The sequence below is a fragment of the Vogesella lacus genome (assembly GCF_979366295.1).
The window spans coordinates 140,700-166,541 of sequence record NZ_CEETQT010000010.1; the positions used below are offsets into that span (position 1 = coordinate 140,700).

23 protein-coding genes are annotated in these 25,842 nt (G+C 60.1%); 12 read left to right on the plus strand and 11 right to left on the minus strand.

All coding sequences use genetic code 11. From position 1 onward, the window contains the following. The first annotated feature begins 40 nt into the window (after positions 1-40). Positions 41-2,365 carry a putative bifunctional diguanylate cyclase/phosphodiesterase gene (locus tag ACZ9W6_RS14040; RefSeq protein WP_465191788.1) on the plus strand — a complete coding sequence of 775 codons (2,325 nt, stop codon included), beginning with the start codon at positions 41-43 and terminating at the stop codon, positions 2,363-2,365. A 116-nt stretch (positions 2,366-2,481) separates the two neighbouring features. On the opposite strand, the gene ACZ9W6_RS14045 is transcribed toward ACZ9W6_RS14040, so the two are convergent. Further along, positions 2,482-3,942, minus strand: a complete 1,461-nt coding sequence (locus ACZ9W6_RS14045; protein WP_465191789.1) for an aminoacyl-histidine dipeptidase — start codon at positions 3,940-3,942, stop codon at positions 2,482-2,484. 220 nt (positions 3,943-4,162) lie between these two features. On the opposite strand from ACZ9W6_RS14045, the gene ACZ9W6_RS14050 reads away from it, so the two are divergent. Continuing rightward, a complete protein-coding gene (locus ACZ9W6_RS14050) occupies positions 4,163-5,284 on the plus strand; it encodes an HD-GYP domain-containing protein (RefSeq protein ID WP_465191790.1) in 1,122 nt (373 codons plus the stop codon). Here ACZ9W6_RS14050 and ACZ9W6_RS14055 read toward each other — a convergent pair. The 7 genes from ACZ9W6_RS14055 to ACZ9W6_RS14085 form a co-directional block, all read right to left on the minus strand. Further along, positions 5,264-6,046, minus strand: a complete 783-nt coding sequence (locus tag ACZ9W6_RS14055) for a ferredoxin--NADP reductase (RefSeq protein ID WP_465191791.1) — start codon at positions 6,044-6,046, stop codon at positions 5,264-5,266. The genes ACZ9W6_RS14050 and ACZ9W6_RS14055 overlap by 21 nt on opposite strands. 80 nt (positions 6,047-6,126) lie before the next feature. Next, positions 6,127-6,873 (minus strand): LytR/AlgR family response regulator transcription factor, encoded by a 747-nt coding sequence (locus ACZ9W6_RS14060; RefSeq protein ID WP_465191792.1) that lies wholly within the window; start codon positions 6,871-6,873, stop codon positions 6,127-6,129. A 9-nt stretch (positions 6,874-6,882) separates the two neighbouring features. Beyond that, positions 6,883-7,941: a sensor histidine kinase gene (locus ACZ9W6_RS14065; RefSeq protein ID WP_465191793.1), complete on the minus strand. Its 1,059-nt coding sequence runs from the start codon at positions 7,939-7,941 to the stop codon at positions 6,883-6,885. Positions 7,942-7,958: 17 nt separating this feature from the next. Beyond that, the gene (locus ACZ9W6_RS14070; protein WP_465191794.1) at positions 7,959-9,146 is read right to left on the minus strand and encodes a hypothetical protein; all 1,188 of its coding nucleotides are present in this window, start codon (positions 9,144-9,146) and stop codon (positions 7,959-7,961) included. 3 nt (positions 9,147-9,149) lie between these two features. Then, positions 9,150-9,932 (minus strand): outer membrane lipoprotein-sorting protein, encoded by a 783-nt coding sequence (locus ACZ9W6_RS14075; protein WP_465191795.1) that lies wholly within the window; start codon positions 9,930-9,932, stop codon positions 9,150-9,152. After that, positions 9,925-11,307: an ABC transporter permease gene (locus ACZ9W6_RS14080; RefSeq protein ID WP_465191796.1), complete on the minus strand. Its 1,383-nt coding sequence runs from the start codon at positions 11,305-11,307 to the stop codon at positions 9,925-9,927. Before ACZ9W6_RS14080 ends, ACZ9W6_RS14075 begins: the two co-directional genes overlap by 8 nt. Then, positions 11,304-12,041 (minus strand): ABC transporter ATP-binding protein, encoded by a 738-nt coding sequence (locus tag ACZ9W6_RS14085; RefSeq protein ID WP_465191797.1) that lies wholly within the window; start codon positions 12,039-12,041, stop codon positions 11,304-11,306. Before ACZ9W6_RS14085 ends, ACZ9W6_RS14080 begins: the two co-directional genes overlap by 4 nt. Positions 12,042-12,166: 125 nt before the next feature. On the opposite strand from ACZ9W6_RS14085, the gene ACZ9W6_RS14090 reads away from it, so the two are divergent. Beyond that, positions 12,167-12,733, plus strand: a complete 567-nt coding sequence (locus ACZ9W6_RS14090) for a hypothetical protein (RefSeq protein ID WP_465191798.1) — start codon at positions 12,167-12,169, stop codon at positions 12,731-12,733. Between the two features lie 54 nt (positions 12,734-12,787). After that, positions 12,788-13,639, plus strand: coding sequence for a 23S rRNA (adenine(2030)-N(6))-methyltransferase RlmJ (locus ACZ9W6_RS14095; protein ID WP_465191799.1), 852 nt, complete (start codon positions 12,788-12,790; stop codon positions 13,637-13,639). Positions 13,640-13,716: 77 nt separating this feature from the next. Here ACZ9W6_RS14095 and ACZ9W6_RS14100 read toward each other — a convergent pair whose 3' ends face one another. Further along, positions 13,717-14,640 (minus strand): pseudouridine synthase, encoded by a 924-nt coding sequence (locus tag ACZ9W6_RS14100; RefSeq protein WP_465191800.1) that lies wholly within the window; start codon positions 14,638-14,640, stop codon positions 13,717-13,719. 64 nt (positions 14,641-14,704) lie between these two features. On the opposite strand from ACZ9W6_RS14100, the gene ACZ9W6_RS14105 reads away from it, so the two are divergent. From ACZ9W6_RS14105 to ACZ9W6_RS14140, 8 genes are all read left to right on the plus strand, one after another. After that, the gene (locus ACZ9W6_RS14105) at positions 14,705-15,112 is read left to right on the plus strand and encodes a hypothetical protein (RefSeq protein ID WP_465191801.1); all 408 of its coding nucleotides are present in this window, start codon (positions 14,705-14,707) and stop codon (positions 15,110-15,112) included. 13 nt (positions 15,113-15,125) lie between these two features. Then, on the plus strand, positions 15,126-15,737 hold the full coding sequence (locus tag ACZ9W6_RS14110; RefSeq protein WP_465191802.1) for a UPF0149 family protein: 612 nt from the start codon (positions 15,126-15,128) through the stop codon (positions 15,735-15,737). A gap of 339 nt (positions 15,738-16,076) precedes the next feature. After that, positions 16,077-18,038 carry an acetate--CoA ligase gene (acs, locus tag ACZ9W6_RS14115; RefSeq protein ID WP_465191803.1) on the plus strand — a complete coding sequence of 654 codons (1,962 nt, stop codon included), beginning with the start codon at positions 16,077-16,079 and terminating at the stop codon, positions 18,036-18,038. A gap of 188 nt (positions 18,039-18,226) precedes the next feature. Continuing rightward, complete coding sequence (locus tag ACZ9W6_RS14120) at positions 18,227-18,493, plus strand: DUF4212 domain-containing protein (RefSeq protein ID WP_465191804.1); 267 nt, start codon at positions 18,227-18,229, stop codon at positions 18,491-18,493. A gap of 16 nt (positions 18,494-18,509) precedes the next feature. Continuing rightward, positions 18,510-20,294, plus strand: a complete 1,785-nt coding sequence (locus tag ACZ9W6_RS14125; protein WP_465191805.1) for a sodium:solute symporter family protein — start codon at positions 18,510-18,512, stop codon at positions 20,292-20,294. An 85-nt stretch (positions 20,295-20,379) separates the two neighbouring features. Next, positions 20,380-22,278: a DUF294 nucleotidyltransferase-like domain-containing protein gene (locus ACZ9W6_RS14130; protein ID WP_465191806.1), complete on the plus strand. Its 1,899-nt coding sequence runs from the start codon at positions 20,380-20,382 to the stop codon at positions 22,276-22,278. Next, the gene (locus ACZ9W6_RS14135; RefSeq protein ID WP_465191807.1) at positions 22,275-22,988 is read left to right on the plus strand and encodes a 3'-5' exonuclease; all 714 of its coding nucleotides are present in this window, start codon (positions 22,275-22,277) and stop codon (positions 22,986-22,988) included. Before ACZ9W6_RS14130 ends, ACZ9W6_RS14135 begins: the two co-directional genes overlap by 4 nt. Before the next feature lie 26 nt (positions 22,989-23,014). Continuing rightward, positions 23,015-23,365: a hypothetical protein gene (locus ACZ9W6_RS14140; protein WP_465191808.1), complete on the plus strand. Its 351-nt coding sequence runs from the start codon at positions 23,015-23,017 to the stop codon at positions 23,363-23,365. A gap of 75 nt (positions 23,366-23,440) precedes the next feature. On the opposite strand, the gene ACZ9W6_RS14145 is transcribed toward ACZ9W6_RS14140, so the two are convergent. Both ACZ9W6_RS14145 and apaG read right to left on the minus strand, forming a co-directional pair. Continuing rightward, positions 23,441-25,255 carry an ABCB family ABC transporter ATP-binding protein/permease gene (locus ACZ9W6_RS14145; RefSeq protein WP_465191809.1) on the minus strand — a complete coding sequence of 605 codons (1,815 nt, stop codon included), beginning with the start codon at positions 25,253-25,255 and terminating at the stop codon, positions 23,441-23,443. A gap of 97 nt (positions 25,256-25,352) precedes the next feature. Beyond that, positions 25,353-25,730, minus strand: coding sequence for a Co2+/Mg2+ efflux protein ApaG (gene apaG / locus ACZ9W6_RS14150; RefSeq protein WP_465191810.1), 378 nt, complete (start codon positions 25,728-25,730; stop codon positions 25,353-25,355). Between the last annotated feature and the right edge of the window lie 112 nt (positions 25,731-25,842).

Here is a 25,842-nt window from a genome sequence, read left to right on the forward strand (position 1 = left end):
TTAGTGATACTTGGCAATAAACTGTCATGTCGCGATAAGCATGCCCCCCGCCCTCAAGTACACCGATCTGGTCGATATTCCCAAACTGCAGACGCTGCTGGATAGCTGGCATGCTGTGCTGGGCATTGCCAATGCCGTGATTGACCTGGATGGCCATGTGCTGGCGCATGCCGGCTGGCAAGAAGCCTGTACCCGCTTTCACCGCCAGCATCCCGACAGCTGCCGCCGCTGCATCGAGAGCGATACCTCGCTGGCCTGCAGCATGACCGAAGGCAAGCATTTTGCGATCTACAGCTGCCACAACGGCCTGATCGACACCGCCGCACCCATCGTGATTGACGGCCAGCATCTGGCTAATGTATTTACCGGCCAGTTTCTCAGTGCGCCCCCGGACCTGGCTTTCTTTCGCCAGCAGGCACACAAGATGGGCTTCGATACCGACAGCTATCTGGCAGCCATCAACAAGCTGCCGGTTGTCCCGCCCGAACACGCCAGAAAACTGACCGAGCTGTACGCTCAGCTCGCCACCATGCTGGGCGACAACGGGCTTGACCGGCTGCGCCAGCAGGAATCCACGCAGGAGCTGGCCAAGCTTAACCAGCAGCTGGAGCTGATTGTCAGCGCCCGCACCGAGGCGCTGGTCGCGCGCGAAGCTTTGCTCGCGCAGATTCTCGATACTTCCAGTGTCAGCATTTTCCGCGTGGACCATCAGGGTTTCATCATCAATGCTAATCGCCGCATGGCCGAGATGTTCGGCATTGCGGGCGACAGCCTGGTTGGCAAGCACTACACCGAGTTGATTGCCAAAGGCGATGAGGCCAGCGCCCATCGCAACCTCAGCGATCTGCTGAATGGCGCACGCATGGAAATCGATATCGAGCGGCGCTACCTGCGCAGTGACGGTAGCGTGTTCTGGGGGCAGTTGACCGGCAAGCCGTTTCAGGAAGCTGACGGCCGGGTGAGCGGCCTCGTCGGCGTGATTGCCGATATCAATGCCCGCAAGCTGGCCGAAGAGCGCATCCGCCACCTCGCCTACTTCGACTCGCTGACCGGCCTGCCCAATCGGCAATACCTGCTGGAAAAACTGGAACTGGTGCTGGAAACCGCCGGCCATGATCAGGGCTTTGGCGCGCTGTTCTTTATTGACCTCGACAATTTCAAGACCATCAACGACACCCGCGGCCACGATCAGGGCGACCAGTTGCTGCAGCAGGTTGCCGCGCGCCTCAGGCATGCACTGCCGCCCAGCTGCGTGATTGCCCGGCTTGGCGGTGATGAATTCGTGGTACTGAGTGAAAACCTCAGCAATAACCAGGACGAAGCGCGTGAACAGGCCGGCCGCTTTGGCCAGCAGATGTTGGCCGCACTGCGCCAACCCTTCCGGCTGGCAGGCGAGGCGCTGCACAACACCGCCAGCATCGGCATTGCCTTATTCCAGCCGGGCCACGAAGCACGCGACGAGTTGCTGAAACAGGCGGATCTGGCCATGTATCAGGCCAAGGCTGCCGGCCGCAATAATCTGTGCTTTTTCAACCCGGCCCTGCAGGCCAGCATGGCTCAGCGTGCCCTGCTGGAACTCGATATGTATCGTGCCCTGCAGGCCGGCGAGTTTTGCCTATTCTTCCAGCCACAGCACAACCAGCATGGACAATTGCTTGGCAGCGAGGCCATGGTGCGCTGGCTGCATCCGCAAATGGGCCAGATCAACCCGATCGAATTCATTGCGCAGGCAGAAGAAAACGGCCAGATCTTGCCCCTGGGCGACTGGATCTTGCGTGCCGCCTGTCAGCAGTTGGCCGACTGGCAAGGCGATGACGCGCTGGCGACGCTGCCGCTGTCGGTCAATGTGAGTGCGAGGCAGTTTCAGCAAGCCGGCTTTGTCAGCCTGCTGACCCAAATCCTGGCGAATACCGGCGCCAAGCCGCACCTGTTGAAACTGGAATTGACCGAAAGCCTGCTATTGCAGGACCTTGACGATATCTGCCACAAGATGCAGCAGCTGCGCCAACTGGGCATCAGCTTTGCGCTTGATGACTTCGGCACCGGCTACTCTTCGCTGTCCTATCTGCGGCGACTGCCGCTGGATCAGCTGAAAATTGATCGCAGTTTTGTCAGGGATATTCAGCACAGCCAGGGGGAAATGGCGATCATCCGCATGATTGTCGCGCTGGCCGAGAGTCTCGGGCTGGAAATTGTCGCCGAAGGGGTGGAGAACGAAGCCCAGCGCGCGGCACTGGCCAGTTGCGGCTGTCTGGCCTATCAGGGCTATCTGTATTGCCAGCCCTTGCCGGCCGAGGCATTCGCACACTATGTGCGTGAATGCTGCGCCGGCAAACAGCTTGCGGCCAACCCTGCCAAGCAATAGCCGACAAGGCATTACCGCTTACCGCTGATCAAAATCGGCAAAACCGCCGAGCCAAGGCGCGCCGACCAGGACAGTACAGTCGACGCCACCAAGGGTCGCGGTATTGCTGGCAGGCCTTAAGCCTCGGGGATGGCTTTCAGGATTTCCTGCAACAGTACCCAGGCATGGCCTACCGAGGCGACTTCAACCCGCTCGCCCGGCGCATGCGCACCACGGATATTCGGGCCGAAGGACACCATGTCCAGCTGCGGGTACTTGGAGCCGATGATGCCGCACTCGAGGCCGGCGTGAATCACCTGCACCGACGAATCCGCACCAAAAGCCTGCTTGTAGGCACCCTGGCAGACTGCCAGCAGTTTCGACGACGGGTTCGGCGCCCAGCCTGGATAACCACCTTCGGTCTGCACGGCAAAACCGGCCAGATCAAACAGGCCCGAGATCTCGTCGGCCAGATTGCGGAAGCCGCTATCCAGCAGGGAGCGCACCATCAGGTTGGCAAAAATCTTGCCATCGGCCAGGCTGATTACACCCAGGTTGTTCGAGGTTTCCACCACGCCGGTCACACGCTGGCTCATGCGCTTCACGCCATGCGGTGCGGCATGAAAAGCCGCCAGTACCGCCTGCTGATCGGCAGCAGCCATCATCTTGCCGGCTTCGGCAGCGGACAGCGCCAGCGTCACGCCTTCGTCTATGCCAGCCAGCTCGAAACGCCACAGCGACTGCGCCGCATCGATGGCAGCAGCAATGCTGCCGGCTTGTGCATCCGGATAGGCAATCACGGCAAACGCTTCGCGCGGCAGCGCATTGCGCGCGGTACCGCCCTGCAGCGACACCAGACGCACGCCTTCCAGCATCGTCAGCTCGCGCAACAGGCGCACCAAGAGCTTGTTGGCATTACCGCGACCCAGATGGATGTCAGCACCGGAGTGGCCGCCCATCAGGCCAGCAACAGCGATGCGGCCAACCTTGTAGCCAGCCGGCACGGCCTCTTCGGCATAGTCGCGACGCACATTCACGTCGATACCGCCGGCGCAGCCCATATAGAACTCGCCCCACTCTTCGGTATCGATATTGATCATCATGCGAGCCTGCAACAGACCCGGCTCCAGACCCAGCGCACCGCCCATGCCGGCTTCTTCATCCAGCGTCATCAGCACTTCCAGCGGGCCATGCGCGACATCGCTGCTTTCCAGCACAGCCAGACCCAGCGCTACACCGATACCGTTATCGGCACCGAGGGTAGTATTTTCGGCAATCAGCCAGCCATCCTTCAGCACCGGACGAATCGGATCCTTGAAGAAGTCATGCACGGTGCCGGTATTGGCCTGGCAAACCATGTCCAGGTGATTCTGGATCACCACCGGTACGCGGTTTTCCATGCCCGGCGTTGCCGGCTTGCGGACGATCAGGTTGCCGACCGCATCCACAACCGTTTCCAGACCGCGCAGCTCCGCCCAGCCCTTCAGATAATCGCGCAGCACTTCCTCATGCTTGGACGGACGCGGAATGTCACACAAGGTCTGAAAATGCTCCCAGACCACCTTGGGTTCAAGCTCGGCAATATTCACCACAAACATGCTCCTGAAAATCTGAAAACGCGAAATCAATATGGCTGCAAACACTGCCAACTGATCGCAAATGCCACAATCCGGCAAAAAAACGCACTACTTTACCATGAGCAAACCGGCATCGCACATCATGCAAAAGCTGGCTTAAAAATATATCTTTGATGAAAATCAAATAATCATTTTGCATTATCAATACTATTAACCCTTTGCTGCAAAATGACTCCACATCATGGCTCTCAAACAGATTTCCTCAACCGATGTGCTGATTGGCAAACCGCTGGAGCAAGCCATTTACAATGCCAGCGGCCAACTCCTGCTCAATAAGGGCGCGGTGCTGGATGACAAGCAGCTGAAAGAAAAACTGCTGGAGCAAGGTCACAAGGAAGTTCTGCTGGCCATGCAGGCACAAAAGCGCGGCCAGTCCCAGGCCGCCGCCGGCAAGGATGGGGTATTTGCCGTGGTACAGCATGCGGCGACCACGCTGGCGCTGACCCTGCGCGACTTCCAGAGCAATCTGCATCAGGAACAATTCCCCGCACGCATCCAGTCTATCGCCAGCCGGCTATTGCAGGCCGCCAGCCAGGATGCCGAGGCGGCGATTGCCGCGATTCACCTGTTTCACGAAGGCGAATACTCGATTCGCCATCATCTTTCGGTCGGCGTGGTCAGCGCCTTGCTGGCCGAGGCCGATGGCACCCTGAACAAGGCCGAAATCCTGTCGCTGGTCTGCGCCGCGATCACTCACGATATCGGCATTCTTGGCCTTGCCAATAACGAGGCCGAGCTGCCAGCCGACAAGAAAAAACTGGTCAATCAGCACCCGCTGAGCAGCGCAATGGCCCTGCAAAAAATCGGCATCAGCGACAAATTGTGGCTGCAGGCCGTGCTGCAGCATCATGAAAGGCTGGATGGCTCGGGCTATCCGCATGCGCTGCAAGCCAGCCAGATCAGCCTCGCCGGCAAGCTGCTGGCGGTGGCCGATGTCTATTGCGCGATGACGCGGCCACGGCCCTATCGGCCCAAGGCCTACTTTCCGATGGCCGCGATGCGCGATCTTTATGTCGGCCAGAGCCGCCAGCTGGACAATCAGCTGATCCAGAAACTGATCAAGGCGATGGGGCTGATTCCGCCGGGCACGCTGGTCAAGCTCAAGAACGGCGAGATAGCAGTGGTCAAGCAGCGCACAACCAAGAACACTCCGCTGTGCTACTGCCTGTACAACCGCCACGGCATGCCGATGACACCCCCCGAAATCCGCAACACCGCCCTGCCCGATTACACCATTCAGGGCCGGGTCGATTTTGAAGACTGCCGCCAGATGGAGGTTGCGCTACGCCGGCTGTGGGCCTGAGTCCGCTGTGCCACGTGGTGGCAGCCAGTAATTCTCGAACACCATGCTGCCTTGTGCGCCGCGCCGGCCGCTGGCAAAACCCTTGCCACTCAAGAGCTGGCGCATCTCGGCGGTGAAATCCGGATTACCGCACACCATCACGCGATCCTTGGCGGCATCCAGTGGCGGCTGGCCAAGCCTCACCGGCAAAACCTCATCCGCCAGCAAGGCCGGAATGCGCTCGTGCAGGCCGGCAAAACCCGTCTCGCGCGTCACCACCGGCCAGAAATGCAGGGCCGGCAAGTTGGCCGCAAGCGCGCGGCATTCATCCAGATAAGCCAGATCCGCCGCCTCGCGCACGCTCCACAACAAATGCCATTCGCCGAATGCCGCCAGGCAAGCCGGGGCACGCAACATGGCAATAAACGGCCCGACGCCGCTGCCGGTGGCGGTCAGCCACAGGCGCTGACCGGCCGACAGTTGATCCGGCAAAAAGAAACCGAAAGCCTGCGCCTTCATCAGCAGCCGATCGCCAGCCTGTAATGCACACAGCCCGGGACTCAGCTGCCCGCCCTGCACTCGCGTCAACACCAGCTCAAGCCAGGGCTCGTGCGGGGCCGACACCAGCGAATAGGCACGCCAGACATCGGGCAAGTCCGGCAGCGACAGCCGCGCGTAGTGCCCGCACTGGTAGCTGAAGCCTTCCGGTTTTTCGAGTTTGAGGATATGCATGCGCGGCGAGGTGCTGCGACTTTCGATGACGGTGAGTTCCAGAATCTGCATGATGCGCCCTCCTGCCCCTCACTATGCGCCCGCCACCGCAAAATAAAAACGCCGCTGGCAACAGGGCTTTGGCAAGCAGCTTACATCTGGCGAAACTGCCCGGCGTGGCTGCGCGACAGCGGCAAGCTGCGACCGTCCTTGAGGACTACCTGCTGGCGGCCGAGCATATCGCGCTCGATGCGGCCAACCTGCGGCAGGCTGACGATGTAGCCTCGGTGAATCTGGCTGAAGCGCTGCGGGTCGAGCTGGGCCAGCAGCTCTTTCAGTGACAGGCGAATCAGATGGCGCTCGTGTGCGGTAACAATCTCGGTGTATTTGTCGCTGGCCTGGAAATAATGCACTTCGTCCACTGCAATCAGCCGCGTGGTATCACCCAGCCCGGCATGCAGCCAGTGCAGATATACGTTGGCCGCAGCCGGCTGTCGCGCCTGCGCCAGTTGCTGCAGCAAGCCATCAATGGCGATTGCCGGCGCGGCCGTCTGCTGTTGCAGACGTTGCACACAACGTGCCAGCCGCTCGTCGCTGACCGGCTTGAGCAGATAATCGACGGCATTGGCATCAAAAGCCGCCAGCGCGTATTCGTCGTAAGCCGTCACGAACACCACCCGCGTTTGCCTGGCCGCCGCCGCCACCTGCATGCCGCTCAGCCCCGGCATGCGGATATCCAGAAAGGCGATGTCGGGCTGTTCACGCGCCAGCATGGTCACCGCGTCGATACCGTTATGCACCAGCGGCAGCAGTGTCAGGCCGGGCCAGGCCGCCTGCAGGCGCTGGCACAGCGACTCCGCCAGCAAGACTTCATCATCGGCAATCATCACCGTCGGCATATTGACTCCTCAAGATTCAGCGCGTGGCGTTAGCGGGATGTGCAACTCGGCACGCACGCCACTGGGCGCGCGCGGATAAATCGCCAGCCGGCCAGCCTCGCCATACAGCATCACCAGCCGCTGGCGGATATTGGCAAGCCCCACCCCGCTACTGCTCGTGCCCGCCTGCAAACCGACGCCACCATCCTCGACACACAGCGCCAGCTGCCCATCCTGTCGCTGTGCCGTTACCAGCAATTCGCCGCCGGCCAGCGATGGCTCAAGGCCATGCTGCAGCGCGTTTTCAATCAAGGGCTGCAGCAGCAAGGGCGGCAAAGGCAGGTCGAGCAAATCGTCCGGCACCTCGATGCGGTATTGCAACCGCGCCCCCATGCGGATGCGGGCGATTTCCAGCAAGGGCCGCACCAGAGCCAGCTCGTCTGCCAGGGTGACCTCGCTGCGGCGCGTGCGGCCAAGGCTGGCGCGCAGATAATCATTCAGCTGATCAAGCACATGCTCGGCCAGTGGCGCATCATGCCGGATCAGGCTGCGCAGCGTCGCCAGGGTGTTGAACAGAAAATGCGGCTCGATCTGCGCCTGCAGCATCGCCAGCCGCGCGCCGGTTTCGGCTTGCTGCAACTCGGCGGCACGGCGTTGTTCCGCTTCGAAACTGGCGCGACTGGCCAGCGCCTGATAGCGGTAATAAAACAGCACGCAGGCGGCCACGGTCACCAGCACCACCACCAGCAGGCTGCGCAGATCAACCTGAAAATCCGGCGTCATCACCAGATCCTGCCACGGCGACAGCAACAGCAAGCCACGCGCCAGCTGCATGCCGCCGGCAATACCGAAAGGCATCAGCAACAGCAAATGCCAGGCTTGCAAGGGCGGGTCGCCCAATAGTTTCAACAGCACATGGCAGCCAATAGTCATCAGAAACCCGATGCAATTGGACACCAGCAGATTCAGGCCAAAATGCTCGACGCCGGAAATGGCCGTAATCAGCAGGGCAATGCAAAAATTGATGCCCAGCACGAACAGCATTTCCCGCGGCCAACCTTGCAGATGTCGCTTTGCTGCCTCAGCCATAAACGTCCCTTTATATTTCAGAAAAACTGCTGCCAGCTGAAACGCCAGCCACTACCAGCCGCGCCATAATGACTGCCCGTCCGTCCGCGACCTTGCTCGTGCGACAGCTCCCACAGACTGGCATCCTGCCGGTAGCGCAGCGCCAGCCGGTGCAAGCCACTGTCATCGACGGCATCATGCCGCAAGCTCACAGACAGCTCCAGCCCCGGCCAGAAAAAATCATCCTGCGCGGCATGCACAAACCATTCGCGCCGCGTCGGCGACAGCTGCAAGCTTCCCGACTGCTGGCGATAGCGGCCATAAGCCGCACCTTGCAGCGTCTGCCAGTCGGCATCAGCCAACGCCAACCCGTTGTAGTGATACTCCAGATGCACGGTCTGCCGCCACGGCGTGCTGTAACTGCCACCCAACACGGTCTGATTGCGCCAGCGCCGCTCGCCGCTGCCATCCTGCAAGGCACGACGACCACTATTGAGCTCGCCATACACGGTGGCGGCCTGCCCGAGCTGGCTGCTCAGCGACACGCCATACTGCGCCGGCTCGCCGGCCGCACCAGCCAGCAGCCACTGCAGGCTCAGGCCGTCACTGCCCTGTTGCGACCACAAGAGCTGCCAGCGCTCACGGCCATTGCTGCGCCCCCAATCCAGCGCCGCGCTGGCGCTTGCCGGCTGGCCGGACAATTTGGGCGCGTACAGCGCAGTCAGGCTTTGCCCCGGCCAGAAACGTTGGCCGCGCAACATCACCACGCCCAGCCGGCTGTCGCGCGCACTGCCCGGCCGGCCATCCAGCGCGCCGCGAATGCCGCTATCGCGAAAGACATCGAGCGGATTAAAACCCAATGCCACACCATTGCGCTGATTGATGCGGCCAATATCCAGCACCCAGTCCGGCCCCGGCTGCCAGCCCAGCCACGCCTCTTGCAGGCTATTGAACCAGCGCTCGCGGCCATGCTGCCATTCGCCTTCCAGCCGGTTGGCCAGCTGCCACTGCAGGCCGGGTGCCAGCTGCCATTGCCCGCGCAGCTGCAGCTGGCTCTGCCGCAAACCGTCTTCGCCCTGAGCCAGCTCCCACGCCAGCTGCCAGGGCTTGCTGCTGCTGACGCTGGGCGGTGCCTGATCCGCCAGTGCCAGCGCATCAAGATCATCGGCACTGGCCAACAGTGGCAACAGCGAGAAGACAGCGAGGATGCTCTTGCCGCTTTTCATCGCCTACTCCGCCCGGAAACGCGGCAGGAAGTCGCGCTGTAGCCACGCCTCCGGCACCTCGCGATAGGCCAGATCGCTGGTGCGCATCACCGTCACCCAGCTCTTGTCGAGGCCATCAATGATGACCGTCTCGCTCGGCCGCTGCTTGCCCAGCTGCAGCTGATAATGCCGGTAGTAGGCGGTTTTCAGCAGGCGGCCGCTGTCGCTGAAAAACTCGCCCTTGATCGGCCGACTGTCGGCGCTATCCAGCCACAGGGTGATTTTCGGATAGGCGACGTCCTCGTGTTTGGCCTGCAATTGCAGCTTGTAACTGTCACGGCTCTTGCGCTCGCCATCCTGCACCGCCTCGCTGCCGGCAAGGCTGGCCTGGTAATCGCGCGCCAGATTCACTGTCATTACATCGCCGTTCGAGGCCTGCCCCAGCAGGCGCTGCTGCGGCGAGATGCGCACGCTGGCCTTGCTCGCCGGGTCAAAGAACCACAGCTCGTTGCCGTTTTTCAGCATCAGCTTGCCGCTGTCACGCGCCGGCGCAACAAAGCGGATCAGATTGCGAAACTGGCCACTGGCACTGTCGGCGCGTGCATAAATCTGCAACTGCGACTGGCCCTGCTCGCGGCCGTTGCGGTACTCGATCAGCGTGTTATTCAACGCAAAGGATTTGCCGGGGTTGCGAATCTCGTCGCTGGCGGCCAGCAACTGTTGTGCGTCAGGTGCGGCCAACGTTGTCAGCGGCAGCAAGGCCAACAGCATGGCCAGCAGTACGGGGCAGGAACGTTGATCAGGCATGACGCAGAGCCTCCACGATATTGAGTTTTGAAGCGCGACGCGCCGGCCACCACGCCGACAGCACCGCCAGCAAGGTCAGCAGCAAGGCCATGCCCAGCAGCAGGCCGCTCTGCCCCCACAGCAGCACCGCCAGCGGCACCGGCTCGCTATTGCCGGGCGGCAGCCAGCTGAGACCGGCGTGATTGATCAGGCTGGCCAGCAGCAGCGCCAGTGCCGTACCGGCGATGGCCGCCAGCAAGCCCAGCAGCAGACCCTCGCAGACAAACAGCCGGCGAATGCCCTGCTGGCGCAGCCCCAGCGCGCGCAAGGTGCCGATTTCGCTGGTGCGCTCGACCACCACCATCGCCATGGTATTGCCGACGGTAAACAGCACGATGGTGCCGATCAGCACGCCGACAAAGCCGAGAATGGCGGCAAACATGCCGGTGATCTGGCCGTATTGCGGGTTCAGCTTGGCAAAGTCCAGCACGCTCAGCGGCTGGGATTCTGTCATCAGCAGCTGCTGCACACGGCTGCGCGCCCGCTCCAGATCACGGCTGTCTTTCAGCTGCAGAATCAGGCTGCTGACCTGTGGTGCGCCACTGCCAAACAACAGCTGCTGTGCCTTGGGCAAATGCAGCTGGATCATCATGTCGTCCAGCGCCTTCACGCCAAAATTCTCGGCCTTCACCACGTTAAGGCTGGCAATATTCGGCGCACCACTGGCCGTGGCGGCCAACAGTTCGATATGACTGTCTGCCTGCGGCTTGCGGCGCTGGTTGGCCGCATCGAGTCCGGCCAGATCCGCCGGCATTGCCGCGCCCTGGCTTTGGCCATCGGCCAGTGGCTGCGGGCAATCGGCCACCTGCAAGGGCGCACACAGTTGCAATACCCGCGCCACACCGGTGCCGATCACCGCTGCATCGGCGGCGGTGCCATCCAGCGCCGGCGGTTTGCCTTCCATGCGATCCATGCCGTAGCCGTTCCAGTGCTGCATACGCGCCTGCGCCTTGCTGTCGAGACCGACACCGATGACGGTCCGCGACACGCCGGCGGCAAAATTGCCGGCAATGCCGCCCATATCAAGCCGCGGAGCGATCTCGGCCAAGAGCGGCCCCAGCTCGGCATCCTCGTGCAGCTTGCCGGCCACACGCTGGTAATCGCGAATGCCATAAGCCGCCGGATTGCCATTGCCGTACAGGAAGTAATCGCGATGCTGCACCTGCAGGTGTCCGCCCGCCTGCACAAAGCCGGTCTCCAGCCCCAGCCGGATCACATTCACATAACCGCCAAACAGCAGCACCGTGACGATGCCCAGTACCATCGCGGCCAGTGTCGCCAGCGAACGACGGCGATTGCGCGCCAGATTGCGCCAGGCCAATTGCCAGATATTCATGCTGTCACCTCCTGCGCAAGCCTGGCCACCTGCGGCTGCGCCGCGCCGGCAAGGACGTCACCGTCCACCAGCCGGCCATCGCGCAGCTTCACCACCATTTCGGCCTCGGCCAGCAATTGCGGGTCGTGCGAGGAAAACACGAAACTCACCTGGCTCTCGCGCTGCAAATCGCGCATCAGCGCGATGATTTCCGCGCCGGTCTGGCTGTCCAGGTTCGCCGTCGGCTCGTCCGCCAATACCAGCGGCGGTGACAAGGCCAGCGCCCGGGCGATGGCCACCCGCTGGCGTTGCCCACCCGACAGCTGGCCCGGCAGGTTGGCCGCACGTGCCGACAGGCCGACAGCGGCCAACAGCTCGGCCACCCGCGCCTTGCGCGCCGGCTTGTCGACACCGGCCAGCACCAGCGGATACTCGATATTCTCGGCCGCGCTCAATACCGGCAGCAGATTGAAATTCTGGAAGACAAAGCCGATCTGCCGCGCGCGAAAATCGCTTCGTGCATCATCATCCAGCGCCGTCAGCGACTGGCCGGCGATGCGGATTTCGCCGCAATCAGGCACATCCAGCGCGCCCAGCAGATTCAGCAAGGTGGTCTTGCCGCTGCCGGACGGCCCGGACAGCACTATAAAACGCCCTGCCGGCAGGCCAAGATGGATGTCGTGCAGCGCCGGCACGCTGACCTCGCCCAGCCGGTAATGTTTGTCGACGGCTACCGCCTCGATGAGCATGCTCATATCATTCTCCTGCTATTGGATATCAGGACTAGATTAAAATCATCCATAACAGCTTGCGCCCACATGCGATGAGTGGCCGCCGGCTGCGACGAACGGTTGTGAGGCGTGATAAGGGAGTCCGACGAATGAAGTGCGTATTGACAGGGATACGGCCGATTCTGGTGGTGCTGTTACTGCTGGGTGCCAGCAACGGTGCAATAGCCACCGAAGGCAAGGGCATGCTGCTGACTCGCGAAGGACTCGGGCCAATCCGGCTTGGCATGACATTGGCCGAGCTGAAAAAGGTCTTCCCCAAAGTTCGCTTCAAACGCTGCGAGGATGGCGATGGCCTCTTGCTGGTTTGCATGGGCAAACCTTACCAGGCCATTACCCTGTTTGCCGATGAAGACGACCGCGACAAGCCTATTAACTGGCAAGCGCGCATTGAGTATATTGAAACCTTCCGCCCGCAAGACTATACGGCGAGTGGCCTGCACGTGGGCATGCTGATTCGCACTGCTGAAAAGCGGCTGGGGCCCATCCTGGAGATAGGACTTAGCGATATAGAACAACGCCAGTATCTGCGCCTGGCAGGCCAACCGGACTGGCTGACTATCCGCATCGACTACACCGGCATTTTTGCCGCCGAACAAAACGTAAGCCGTCGCTATCAAGCCAATGGCAGGCTGTTTTCACTTTCCACATCCGATTAGCCGCCAACAACGTGCATGCGGTAAAATCGCCGGCTGACAATTGCGGCCAACATCATGCTTAGTTATCGCCACGCCTTTCATGCCGGCAACCACGCCGATGTGCTCAAACACCTGATCGAGGTACAGATCCTCGATTACCTTGGCCAGAAGGACAAAGCCTTCTGGTATATCGACACCCACTCCGGTGCCGGCGCCTACAGTCTGGAAGAAGGCTATGCCACCAAGACGGCCGAATACGTCGATGGCGTGGCGCGCCTGTGGCAGCGCGACGATGCGCCCGAGGCGGTCAGCCGCTATCTCGAGGTGGTGCGCAGCATGAATGCCGATGGCCAGCTCCGCCACTATCCGGGCTCGCCATGGTTTGCAGCCGAGGTGATGAATCCGCAGGAAAAGCTGCGTCTGTTCGAGCTGCATCCTAGCGATCACCAGCTGCTGGCCGAATGCTTTGCCGACGCCGGCCGCCGCGTGAAAGTCGAAAAGACCAATGGATTCGAAGCGCTGAAGTCCATCCTGCCGCCACCGCCGCGCCGCGCGCTGGTGCTGATCGACCCGCCATATGAAGAGAAAGCCGATTACGCGCGCGTGGTAACGGCGATGAAAGAATCGCTGAAACGCTTTGCCACCGGCACTTACGCGATCTGGTATCCGCTATTGCAACGCCAGGAAGTGAAAGAAATGCTGGCCAGCCTGCGCAAGCTGCCTTGCCACAGCTGGCTGGATGCCAGCATCACCGTGCGCACGCCATCGAAAGACGGCTTCGGCATGCACGGCAGCGGCATGTTCATCGTCAACCCGCCATGGACACTTGAAGCCACGCTGAAAGACACCCTGCCGTGGCTGACCGAAGTACTGGCCACCGACAAAGGTGCCTGGCACAGCCTCGAGTATCAGGAAAACAAGAGCTGACACTGTTGCTGATACGGTAAACAGACAAGCCCGGCTTGCGGCCAACCCTGGTCGCAAGCCGGGCTTCATTTTGCCGTTTAGTCAGGCACTGACTCGGGCAGACACTGCAATACCCGCTCACTGCTGAACGCCCTCGCCTCGCCTGTTACCGGGTCGGTAAAGGAAATATGGCGTGCCAGCAGTTGCAAGGGCTGGCTGAAGTCATCGGCCGGCTTGTCCGGCAACAGCTGCGGATACCACGGATCATTGACGATAGGGATACCCAGCGCCGCCAGATGCGCGCGCAGCTGATGCTTGCGCCCCGAGCTTGGCTGCAGCCGGTAATGGGCCAGCTCGCCAAAACGGCGGATCAGCTCGATCTGCGTCTCGCTGTTCGGTTCGCCGGCCACCTCATGCATCTGGAAGCTGTCCGGCCGCTCTTCCAGCCGGCTGCGATAACACAGAGGCAAAGCCAGATCCTCGCGCCACGGCGCGACGGCCTCGTAGACTTTCAGCACGTCGCGCTGCTGGAACAGGCCCTGATAGGCGGCGCGGCAGGACGGGTCAAGGCAGTACAGCATCACGCCGGCCGTCTCGCGGTCCAGCCGGTGTGCCGGCGTCAGATCAGGCAAAGCCAGCTCCTCGCGCAGCCGCGTCAGCAAAGTTTCGCGCACATGGCGGCCACCCGGTACGCAGGCAAGAAAATGCGGCTTGTCGACCACCAGCAGGCGCTCGTCACGGTAGAGCACCTTGGCCGCAAACGGCACCGGCACCTCCTGTTCGACCTCACGGTAGTACCAGATGCGGCGATTGGCCGGAAACGGGCTATCCAGCGCCAGCGGCTGGCCCAGGTGGTCGTAGACCTCACCACGTTGCAGGCGCTGCTGCCAGATATGGCGGCCAACGTGCGGAAAGCGCGCATCCAGAAAACTCAGCAGATCAGGCCAGGCTTCGTTGCCCAGCTGCAGAAAGCTGGCTGCCACCCCGTTACGGGCCGCCAGCGGGGAAAGTTTTTGTGACATGGCAGTATTGTAAACGCTGCAAGCGGCTAAAATAGCGTTTTACCCCGTTACGGAATATTGCCGCATGGCCAAATCCACCACGACAGCGCCAGCCAACAAGGATGACAAGGCCCGTTTGCTGCGCCGTTTTGCCGAGGCCGAACAGGCTGTCGGCGCCACCATGCAGCTGCTGGGCAAGCTGCTGGTTGACGACGCCCTGGCCGCCACGCCGCTGGCCGAACAATATGTGCGCATGTGCAATATCCACTACCGCAAGATCCGAAATGGCAAGGTGATCAGCCACGAGGATTACCAGATCGCCGTTGACCTGTGCACCGCCGCGCGCCGCGCGCTGCGCGCCATCGATGACAGCCTGCAGTTTGCCGGCCACCCGCGCACCGAAGCGCTGCAGTCACTGGCCGCCAGCTGTCATCAGGTACTGATGACCCACTACAATCTGTCGACCAAACCCGGCCGTCCGCTGCCACCTTAAGCCGAGAACACTGATGAAACCGACTACCATGACCGAGCAGGATTACGAAAAGCTGGGCAGCCTGCTGGCCAAGCTGATGCCGCAAGGCGCGATGTCGCTGGAGCAGCTGGACGGCTTTCTGGCCGCGCTGCACGCCGGCCCCGAAGCCCTGGGCCCGAGCGACTGCCTGCCGACCATTCTTGGCGCAGCCTTCGATGATGACGAAGCCTTCACCCCGAAACAGCTCGACCGTTTCATGCAGCTGATTACCGGCCACTGGCGCGATATCGGCCACACCCTGTCTGCCGGCGAAGAATTCCACCCCTGGCTGGAAGCCGACGAGCAAGGCGTGGTGAGTGGCAATGACTGGGCGATTGGTTTTCGCGAAGGCATGGAAATCTTCCACGACGACTGGAATCTGCTGTTCGATGACGAGGCCAACGCTGATGCGCTGACACCCATCATGGCACTGGCTTTCGAACATGAGCCGGACAGCGAGATGCACGCCTACCTTGCCGATATCACGCAGGACGAGCGCGACAGCCTGCTGGCCGAAATAGGCCCCAACGTTGGCCGCATCTACCAGTTCTTTGCCGGTCTGCGCGCCGAAATGCTGGCGGCCGAATCAGACGCCAATCAGGACTGAGCACTCCCGTCGCCACGGCACGATAGCCGCAAGGTCTGCAAAAAACGCCACACATGTGTGGCGTTTTTGTTTTTCTGCACTAGCCGCAATGCAAGAAAAACATGCAATTTTCAAGCAAAAATTCAGGCGGTATATGCATGCAATTCACTGTTTTTACTTGTTTTTTGCAGTGCAACATCGCCCCTACTGATTCCGACAATCAAAATTTGCGATTGGTATGGACAAGCGGGAATTCCGTAGAGTCAGCATCAGATAACAAGCCCGCATTTAATGCAGGGTCTTTCCGGAAAGTCCGGACCTTACCCGCTCGAACTTACTCTTTGCCAAAGGAAGTCCAAGATGTCTGCTATCGAATCCGTACTCAAGGAAAACCGCAGCTTTGCTCCGTCTCAAGAATTCCAGGCCAAGGCTACCTTGTCCGGCATCGCTGCCTATCAGGCTCAAGCCGACAAGGCTGATGCCGACTACGTGGGCTTCTGGGGCGATCTGGCCAAGGAGCTGCTGAGCTGGCACAAGCCGTTCACCCAGACTTTCGATGGCAGCAATGCCCCGTTCTTCAAATGGTTTGCCGATGGCGAACTGAATGTTTCCTACAACTGCATCGACCGTCACCTCGCCACTCGCGGCGACAAGACTGCCATCATCTTCGAATCCGACGATGGCAAGGTTGACCAGATCAGCTATCGCCAACTGTACGAGCGTGTTTGCCGCTTTGCCAACGGCCTGAAGTCGCTGGGCGTGACCAAAGGCGATCGCGTGGTGATCTACCTGCCTATGGTGGCCGATGCTGTCGTTGCCATGCAGGCTTGCGCCCGTATCGGCGCGATTCACTCTGTCGTATTCGGTGGTTTCTCCGCCGGTGCGGTACGTGACCGTATCCAGGATGCCGGTGCCAAGCTGGTGATTACCGCCAACGAAAGCGTGCGCGGCGGCAAACAGGTACCGCTGAAAGCAACGGTTGACGAAGCCTTGGCACTGGGCGGCTGCGAATCCGTTGAAAAAGTTGTGGTCCTGCAACGCACGACTACCCAGGTTACCTGGCACGCCCGTGACATCTGGTGGCATGAACTGACCGAAGGTCAGAGCGCAGACTGCGAACCAACCGTCATGAACGCCGAAGACCCGCTGTTCATCCTCTACACTTCCGGCTCTACCGGCAAACCGAAAGGCATCCAGCACAGCAGCGCCGGCTATCTTCTGGGCGCACTGAACAGCTACCGCTGGACCTTTGATGCCAAGGAAGACGATGTTTTCTGGTGCACCGCTGATGTGGGCTGGATTACCGGCCACAGCTATGTTGCCTACGGCCCGCTGGCTTTTGGCGCGACCCAGGTGATTTTCGAAGGCGTACCGACCTACCCGGATGCCTCCCGCTTCTGGCGCATGATCGAATCCCACAAGGTCAGCATTTTCTACACGGCACCAACCGCCATCCGTTCGCTTATCAAACTGGGTGCCGACCTGCCGAAGCAGTTCGACCTGTCCAGCCTGCGTCTTCTGGGCACCGTTGGTGAGCCGATCAACCCTGAAGCATGGATCTGGTATCACGAAGTCGTCGGCGGCGCACGTTGCCCTATCGTTGACACCTGGTGGCAGACCGAAACCGGCAGCCACATGATCGCCCCGATGCCGGGTGCGGTTGCAACCAAGCCGGGTTCTTGCACCCTGCCACTGCCAGGCATCATCGCCGACATCGTTGACGAAGCCGGTGGTCCGGTTGATGCCGGCAAAGGTGGTTTCTTGGTGATCAAGAAGCCGTTCCCGTCGCTGGTTCGTACCATCTGGAACGATGCAGATCGCTTCAAGAAGACCTACTTCCCGGAAGAGTTCAAGGGCGAGTACTACCTGGCCGGCGACTCCGCCAACCGTGATCAGGATGGCTACTTCTGGATCATGGGTCGTGTGGACGATGTACTGAACGTATCCGGCCACCGTCTGGGCACCATGGAAATCGAATCCGCACTGGTGGCCAACCCGCTGGTTGCCGAAGCTGCCGTAGTCGGCAAGCCGCATGAAGTGAAGGGTGAAGCCGTCGTGGCCTTCGTGGTACTGAAAGGTGCCCGTCCGGTAGGTGAAGATGCCAAGAAAGTGGCCGCCGAGCTGAAAGCCTGGGTTGCGCACGAGATCGGCAAGATTGCCCAGCCTGACGATATCCGCTTCGGTGAAAACCTGCCGAAGACCCGCTCCGGTAAGATCATGCGCCGCCTGCTGCGCTCGATTGCCAAGGGCGAGGAAATCACACAGGACGTGTCCACCCTGGAAAACCCGCAGATTCTGGGTCAGCTGCAAGAAGCCCAGTAATCCGCCAACAACGACAAACCACACTCTGTCAGGAGTGTGGTTTGTTTTTATGGCATTAGCCAATCAATCAAACCCGAAAGGAGCACCCCGACCCATCTGAGGCTTTACCCATAAAAAAATCATGCAAGACCGAATCAGTTCTCGAAGTAAAAGCAACCATACACATATAAATGAGAGGAGCTTTGAGGATGTCATCAAGTCAGCAAGAAAAAGCGAAGGCCTACTGGTCTGATACGCTAAAACTACTCTGGACTGTCCTGGCCATCTGGGCAGGCGTTTCCTACTTCGCAGGCATATTCTTTGCCGGCGCACTCAACAACATCACCATTGGCGGCTTCAAGCTGGGATTCTTCTTTGCCCAGCAGGGGTCGATTTACGTATTTGTGGCACTCATTTTCTGGTACGCGGCTCGCATGAACCGCCTCGACCAGGAACATGACGTTCACGAAGATTGAGCCAGGAGACAAGACCATGGATCTGAAACTTCTGACTTATATCGTTGTAGGCCTGTCATTTGCGCTCTATATCGGCGTCGCGATCTGGGCACGTGCTGGTAGTACCAAGGACTTTTATGTTGCCGGCGGTGGCGTTCACCCTGTGGTGAACGGCATGGCAACCGCGGCTGACTGGATGTCTGCTGCGTCCTTCATCTCCATGGCGGGCCTGATTGCCTTCCTCGGATATGACGGCTCCGTGTATCTGATGGGCTGGACAGGTGGTTATGTCCTGCTGGCTGTATTGCTGGCTCCGTACCTGCGCAAATTCGGCAAATTTACCGTGCCGCAGTTTATCGGTGACCGCTATTACTCCCAGACTGCCCGCATTGTGGCGGTGATCTGCCTGATCTTCATCTCCTTCACCTATGTGGCCGGCCAGATGCGCGGCGTAGGTATCGTGTTCTCCCGCTTCCTCGAAGTTGAAATCACCACCGGACTGATCGCAGGCATGGGCTTGGTGTTCTTCTACGCGGTGCTGGGTGGCATGAAGGGCGTGACTTACACCCAGGTGGCCCAGTATGTTGTACTGATCTTCGCCTACACCATCCCTGCCGTATTCATTTCTCTGCAGATTGCCGGCAATCCTCTGCCGCAAATCGGCCTGGGTGGCAACGTTGAAAGTGGCGAGCCGTTCCTGCACAAGCTGGATTCTGTGGTACAGCAACTGGGCTTCGCGCAGTACACCACCGGCAGCAAATCCATGATCGACATCACCGCGATTACCTTTGCCCTGATGGCAGGTACTGCCGGTCTGCCGCACGTGATTGTCCGCTTCTTCACCGTTCCAAAAGTACGTGATGCCCGCTCCTCCGCTGGCTGGGCGCTGGTGTTCATCGCCATTCTGTACACCACTGCACCGGCTGTTGGTGCCATGGCCCGTTACAACGTCCACGCTACCGTCAACACCGCGGTTACCAGTGGTGGCGATCTGATGGCACCGGAAGCCGCCATCAAGCATGACGAGCGTCCGGAATGGATGCAGCGCTGGGAAAAAACCGGCCTGCTGAAGTATGAGGACAAGAACGGTGATGGCCGCATCCAGTACTACAACGACAAGTCCAAGGATCCGGAATTCCTCGCCAAGGCGGAAGCTGCCGGCTGGAAAGGCAACGAGCTGCATGTTGACCGTGACATCATGGTCTTGGCCAACCCGGAAGTCGCCAATCTGCCTAACTGGGTAATTGCCCTGGTGGCAGCCGGCGGCATTGCCGCGGCACTGTCTACCGCTGCCGGTCTGTTGCTGGTGATCTCTGCCGCGGTTTCGCATGACTTGCTCAAGAGCGTCTTCATGCCTGACCTGTCGGAGAAATCCGAGCTGGCTGCCGGTCGCGCCGCTTCTGCTGTTGCCGTGCTGGTGGCCGGTTATCTGGGCTACAACCCGCCGGGCTTTGTCGCTGAAGTCGTGGCCTTTGCCTTCGGCCTGGCTTGCTCTTCGCTGTTCCCGACCATCCTTCTGGGCATTTTCTCCAAGACGATGAACAAGGAAGGCGCGATTGCCGGCATGTTGTCCGGTCTGGCTTTCACCTTCGGCTACATCCTGTACTTCAAGGGGATTTTCATCACGCCGATGGCTGAAAACATTCCTGCCAACTGGTTGTTCGGTATTTCGCCGGAAGGTATCGGTTCGGTTGGTGCACTCGTAAACATCGCGGTTGCCGTGATTGTTTCCAAGTTCACCGCACCTTGCCCGGATCACATCCAGCACCTGGTAGAAGATATCCGCACCCCACGTGGCGCGGGTGCGGCCCAGGCTCACTAAGTCGTAAAGCCGTGCCCTGCCCAGGCAGGGCTCAAGAACGCCCCGGCACCGTTCGGGGCGTTCTTTTTCAATCAATGGGGGACACATGAGTAGTCAGGCCAACAACACCCTTGTCGATGCCACCATCGAATTTTTGCGCAAGCACAGCCCGTTTGACCGCATGGAAGACGAAGCCATGCGCTTTCTCGGCAGCCATGCCAAGCTGGCCTACTACCCGAAAGACAGCGATCTGCTGACGCCCGACATGGGCCCGCCACCGTATTTTTTCATCGTGCAACGCGGCAAGGTCATTGCCCGCGAACAGGGGGATGCCAGCAACAGTCCGCTGACGCTCGGTAGTGGCGAGTGTTTCCCGATCGGCGCATCCAGCGGCCAACGTGCCACCATCAATATCTACGAGGCGCTGGAGGACGTATTCTGCTATCAGCTCGCCAGCCAGGACTTTCAGCATCTGCTGGAAATCAGCCCGATCTTCAACCGCTTCTGTGCCAGCTATATCTCCACCCTGCTGTCGCAATCACGCAAGCAGATCCAGGTGCAGTTTTCACAAAGGGCGCTGGAACAGCAGTCGATGGCCACCCAGCTGCACGAGTTGTGCAAGCGCACGCCGATTACCGCCCGCGAGAGCGACAAGCTCGAAGATGTGCTGCAACTGATGGGCAGCACCGGCGTCGGCTCCATCGTCATCGTTGACGAAGAACAGCACCCGCTGGGCATCTTCACCCAGTCCGACGTACTCAAGCGTGTGGTACTGCCCAAACAGTCGCTGGATGTCGGCATCGGCGAAGTGATGTCGCGCAAGCCGCACACCTTGTCGCTGGAAGCCACCGCCTACGATGCCGCCCTGGCGATGGCCATGCATGGCATCCGCCACGTGCTGGCGGTAGACGAAGACAACCGCGTACAGGGCGTGATTTCGGAGCGCGACCTGTTTGCCATGCAGCGCGTCGGCCTGCGCCAGCTGCGCTACGCCGTAGAAAAAGCCCCCGACATCAGCACCCTGCAACAGGTTGGCCGCGACCTGCGCCAGTTCACCATGAATATGCTGGGGCAAGGCGTCGGCTCGGAACAGCTGACCCAGTTCATCTCGGCACTGAACGACGGCATCACCCGCCGCATCATCGAGCTGAACCTCAAGGCACACGACCTGTACGGCATAGACTGGGCCTGGCTGTCCTTCGGCTCCGAGGGCCGCGAAGAGCAGACCTTCAGTACCGATCAGGATAACGGCATCATCTATCTGTGCCCCGAAGCGGTCGACAAGGACCAGCTCAATCTGCGCCTGCTGGACTTTGCCCGTGACGTGAACGAGGATCTCGACCGCTGCGGTTTCCCGCTGTGCAAGGGCAATATCATGGCCGGTAACCCGGAATGGTGTCTGACACTGGAAGAATGGCAGGAACGTTTCTCGCGCTGGGTGCGCAACCCGGACCCGGTCGCCCTGCTCAACGCGAGTATTTTCTTTGACTTCCGCTGCCTGTATGGCAAGCAGCATCTGGTTGGCCAGCTGCACAAATTCCTGTTCCGCCAGACGCAAAACAACAGCATCTTCCAGCGCATGCTGGCGGCCAACGCGCTGTCGGTATCACCGCCGCTGGGCATGCTGCGCGACTTTGTCACCGAAGATCATGAGGGCAAGGCCTGTATCGACCTCAAGAAAGCCGGCGCACGGCTGTTTGTCGATGTCGCCCGCGTCTGGGCCCTGAGCCGCGGCATTGCCGCCAGCAATACCATCAAGCGGCTGGAGCGCGCCGCCCGCCTGATGGACAAGTCCGGCGAGGAAATCGACGCCATCATTGATGCCTTCAACTTTATCCAGATGCTGCGTCTGCGCCACCAGCATCTCGAAAACGAACACGGCCGCGCCGGGGATAATCTGATTCAGCCGGACAAACTCAACCAGCTTGACCGCCGCATCCTGAAGGAGTCCTTCCGCCAGGCGCGTAATCTGCAACAAAAGCTCAAGGTGGCCTATCAGCTATGAACTGGTTCAGCCGCATTTTCGACAAGCTGCAGCCCACCCGGGGTGTCGAACTGAGCAGCGAACAACTCGCCAGGCTGGATCGCTGGCAATCACTGGCGGCCAATCCGTGGACGCAAGACAGCCGCCAGTGCCGCTACCTGATTGTCGATGTCGAGGCCAGCGGCCTGGACATCCGCAAGGACAGGCTGATCTCCATCGGCGCGGTTGCGCTTGATCATGGCGTGATCGACCCGGTCGATGCCTTTGAAGTCGTCCTGCGTCAGGACACCATCTCCACCAGCGAGAACATCCTGATTCACGGCATCAGCGGCTCGCAACAGCGCGAAGGCATAGACCCGGCCGAGGCGCTGCTGCAGTTTCTCGAGTACAGCGGCAATACCCCGCTGGTCGCCTACCACGCCTTCTTCGACCAGGCGATGATTGCCGCCGCGATGAAGCAATACCTGGGCATAGACTACGCGCCACGCTGGCTGGACCTGGCCTGGCTGATGCCGGCACTGTACTCGCAGCACTATGCCGGCGCGGTCAATCTCGATAAATGGCTGGATTTGTTCGGCATACGCAACTATCTGCGCCACAACGCGGTCTCAGATTGTCTGGCAACCGCCCAGCTTTTGCAGATTGCACTGCAACGCGGCGCGGAGCGCGGGCTGGACTCACCGATGGCGCTGTTTGACAGTGCCCGCCATCGCCAGCGCACCACCTTTTAAAAGAACAAGCTGCAAGGAGACATTCAATGGAGTGGTTTTTCCTGATTCTGAACTGGGTGCTATACCTGCTGATCTTTTTCATGGCCGGCCATTTTCTGCGCCTGGCCTTTCTGGTTGGCCGCAAGGGCCGCAATGATCTGATCCGCACCTTCCGCGGCAAGCCGCTGCCAGCCGATCAATCGATGCGACAACGCTTTGTCGCCCTCAATATCATCGCCGCGCTGGCATTGTTCTCGAACGGTATCTCCGTACTGCTGTTCGCCATCCCGATGTCGTTCTGGAGCGGCATCGGTGCGTTGATCCTGTGGTTCTACTTCTCGGCCATGCATCTGCTGAGTTGGCGCAGCAAACAGCTGGAAAAAGTACAGAGAGCCTGAGCTTTCCACTCATGAAAATGGCCCGCATCGCGGGCCATTTTCATCACTCATTTCCATCCGTACTGACATAAGGGCTCAGGCATCGCTCAGGGCCTTGCTGCTGACATCGCCCTCGCCTTCCTGCTGCAAGCGCCACATCTCGGCATAGCGGCCATCCTGTGCCAGCAGCTCGCGGTGCGCGCCGCGCTCGATGATACGCCCACCATCCATCACCAGAATCTGGTCGGCATCGGCAATCGTCGACAAACGGTGCGCGATGATCAGCGTGGTACGGTTGGCCGCAATCTCAAACAGCTCTTTCTGGATGGCCTTTTCGGTGCGCGAATCCAGCGCGCTGGTCGCCTCGTCAAACACCAGCACCGGCGGATTTTTCAGGATGGTGCGCGCAATCGCTACCCGCTGTTTCTCGCCGCCGGACAGCTTCAGGCCACGCTCGCCCACCGTGGTGTCGTAGCCATCAGGCAGACCCATCACGAAGTCGTGGATATGCGCCGACTTCGCCGCCTCGATTACCTCTTCGCGCGTCGCCTCGGGCCGGCCGTAGGCGATGTTGTAATAGATACTGTCGTTAAACAGCACCGTGTCCTGCGGCACGATGCCGATATGACGGCGCAGGCTGTCTTGCTGCCAGTCACGGATGTCCACGCCGTTAAAACGGATGCTGCCGGCGCTGACATCGTAAAAGCGGAACAACAGCCGTGCCAGCGTCGACTTGCCGGCACCGCTGCTGCCCACTACCGCCACAGTGTGGCCGGCCGGAATCTCAAAGCTCAGATCATGCAGGATCTGGCGCTTGGCATCGTAGGCAAAACCGACCGTGTCAAAGCGCACGGCAATGCTGTCTGCGGCCAACCTTTGCGCCTCGGTGCGATCAGCCACCTCTTGCGATACGCCCAGCAAGGTAAACATGCGTTCCATATCGGCCAGCGAGTGCTTGATCTCGCGATAGACAAAACCGAGGAAATGCAGCGGTGCCCACAGCTGGGTAATGAAGGTCGCCACCAGCACCACATCGCCGACCGTCATGGTCTTGTTGACCACACCGCGCGCCGCCAGCCACATGATGATGGTGACGCCGATAGCGATGATGAAGCCCTGGCCGGCATTCAGACCGGACAGCGACACCTGGTTCTTGATCGCCGACTGTTCCCACGAGGCGAGGTTCTGGTCGTAACGCGCGGTTTCGTATTGCTCGTTGCCGAAGTATTTCACCGTCTCGTAATTGATCAGCGCATCCACCGCCTTGCCATTGGCCTTGGAATCCAGATCGTTCATGGTGCGGCGAAAAACTGTACGCCATTCGGTGACAATCAGCGTGAAAGCGATATACACGGCGATGGTGGCAAAAGTCACCACGGCAAACCAGATATCGTAGCGATAGATCAGGATGCCCAGCACCAGCGTGATTTCGACCAGCGTCGGCAGGATGTTGAAGACGGTGAAGTTCAACAAAAAGCCGATGCCCTTGGTGCCGCGTTCGATATCACGATTCATGCCGCCAGTCTGGCGTTCCAGATGGAAACGCAGCGACAGCCGGAACAGATGCGAGAACACGCTGCGTGCCACCGTGCGCACCGCGCCCTGGATCACCCGTGCAAAAATCGCATCGCGCAACTCGCCGAGTACGCTCGATAACAAGCGTGCAAAGCCGTAACCGACCAGCGCCAGCACCGGCACAGCCAGCAAGGTGGCCGGAATCGACAGCTGGTCAACGATGTCCTTGAGGAACAGCGGGGTAATCACGCCAGCCACCTTGGCCAGCACCAGACAGGACAGCGCAAAAATCACGCGCCATTTGAAGCGCCACAGATAAGGCAGCAGAGTTTTCAGGGTCTTGATATCGTCACGGCCGGCCGGCGCCGGCCCTTGCATATGGGCAGAAGGTCGCAAGACTTCTCCTTGTCGGGTTCAGGACGGGTGCGGCCAAGCTTGTGCCGACAAACGCGTGCATCGAATGTCACAAGGCAAGTTTGGCCGCAAGACTGGCTCAGTGCAGGGTGCGTGGGGCCAGCAGGTGAAACTCGGCAATCTCGGCATCAAACAAGGTGCCGTCGTCGGCCTGCATCTGGTAAGTGCCGCGCATGCTGCCGTAAGGCGTGGTCAGCTGGGCACCACTGGTATAGGTGAAGGATTCGCCCGGGGCCAGATGCGGGTTCTCGCCGACCACGCCGGCACCGCGCACTTCCTGCACCTCGTTATTGGCATCGGTGATATACCAGTGCCGGCTCAGCAGTTTGGCCGGCTCGCTGCCGGCATTGCTGATGGTGATGCGATAGGCGTAGACATACTGCTGTCTTTCGGGGTCGGAATGCTGTTCCTGGAAGAAACTCTCGACACTGACTTCAATCTGGTATTTGCCGCTCATTGCTCAACTCTTATGTCAGGCACATTGCCTCATGCAGACATTGTAGCTTTTGTGCCTTTCACCGTGTCGGCAACAACACATTAGCAGTACAATGCGGCCATTTTTCGCCAGC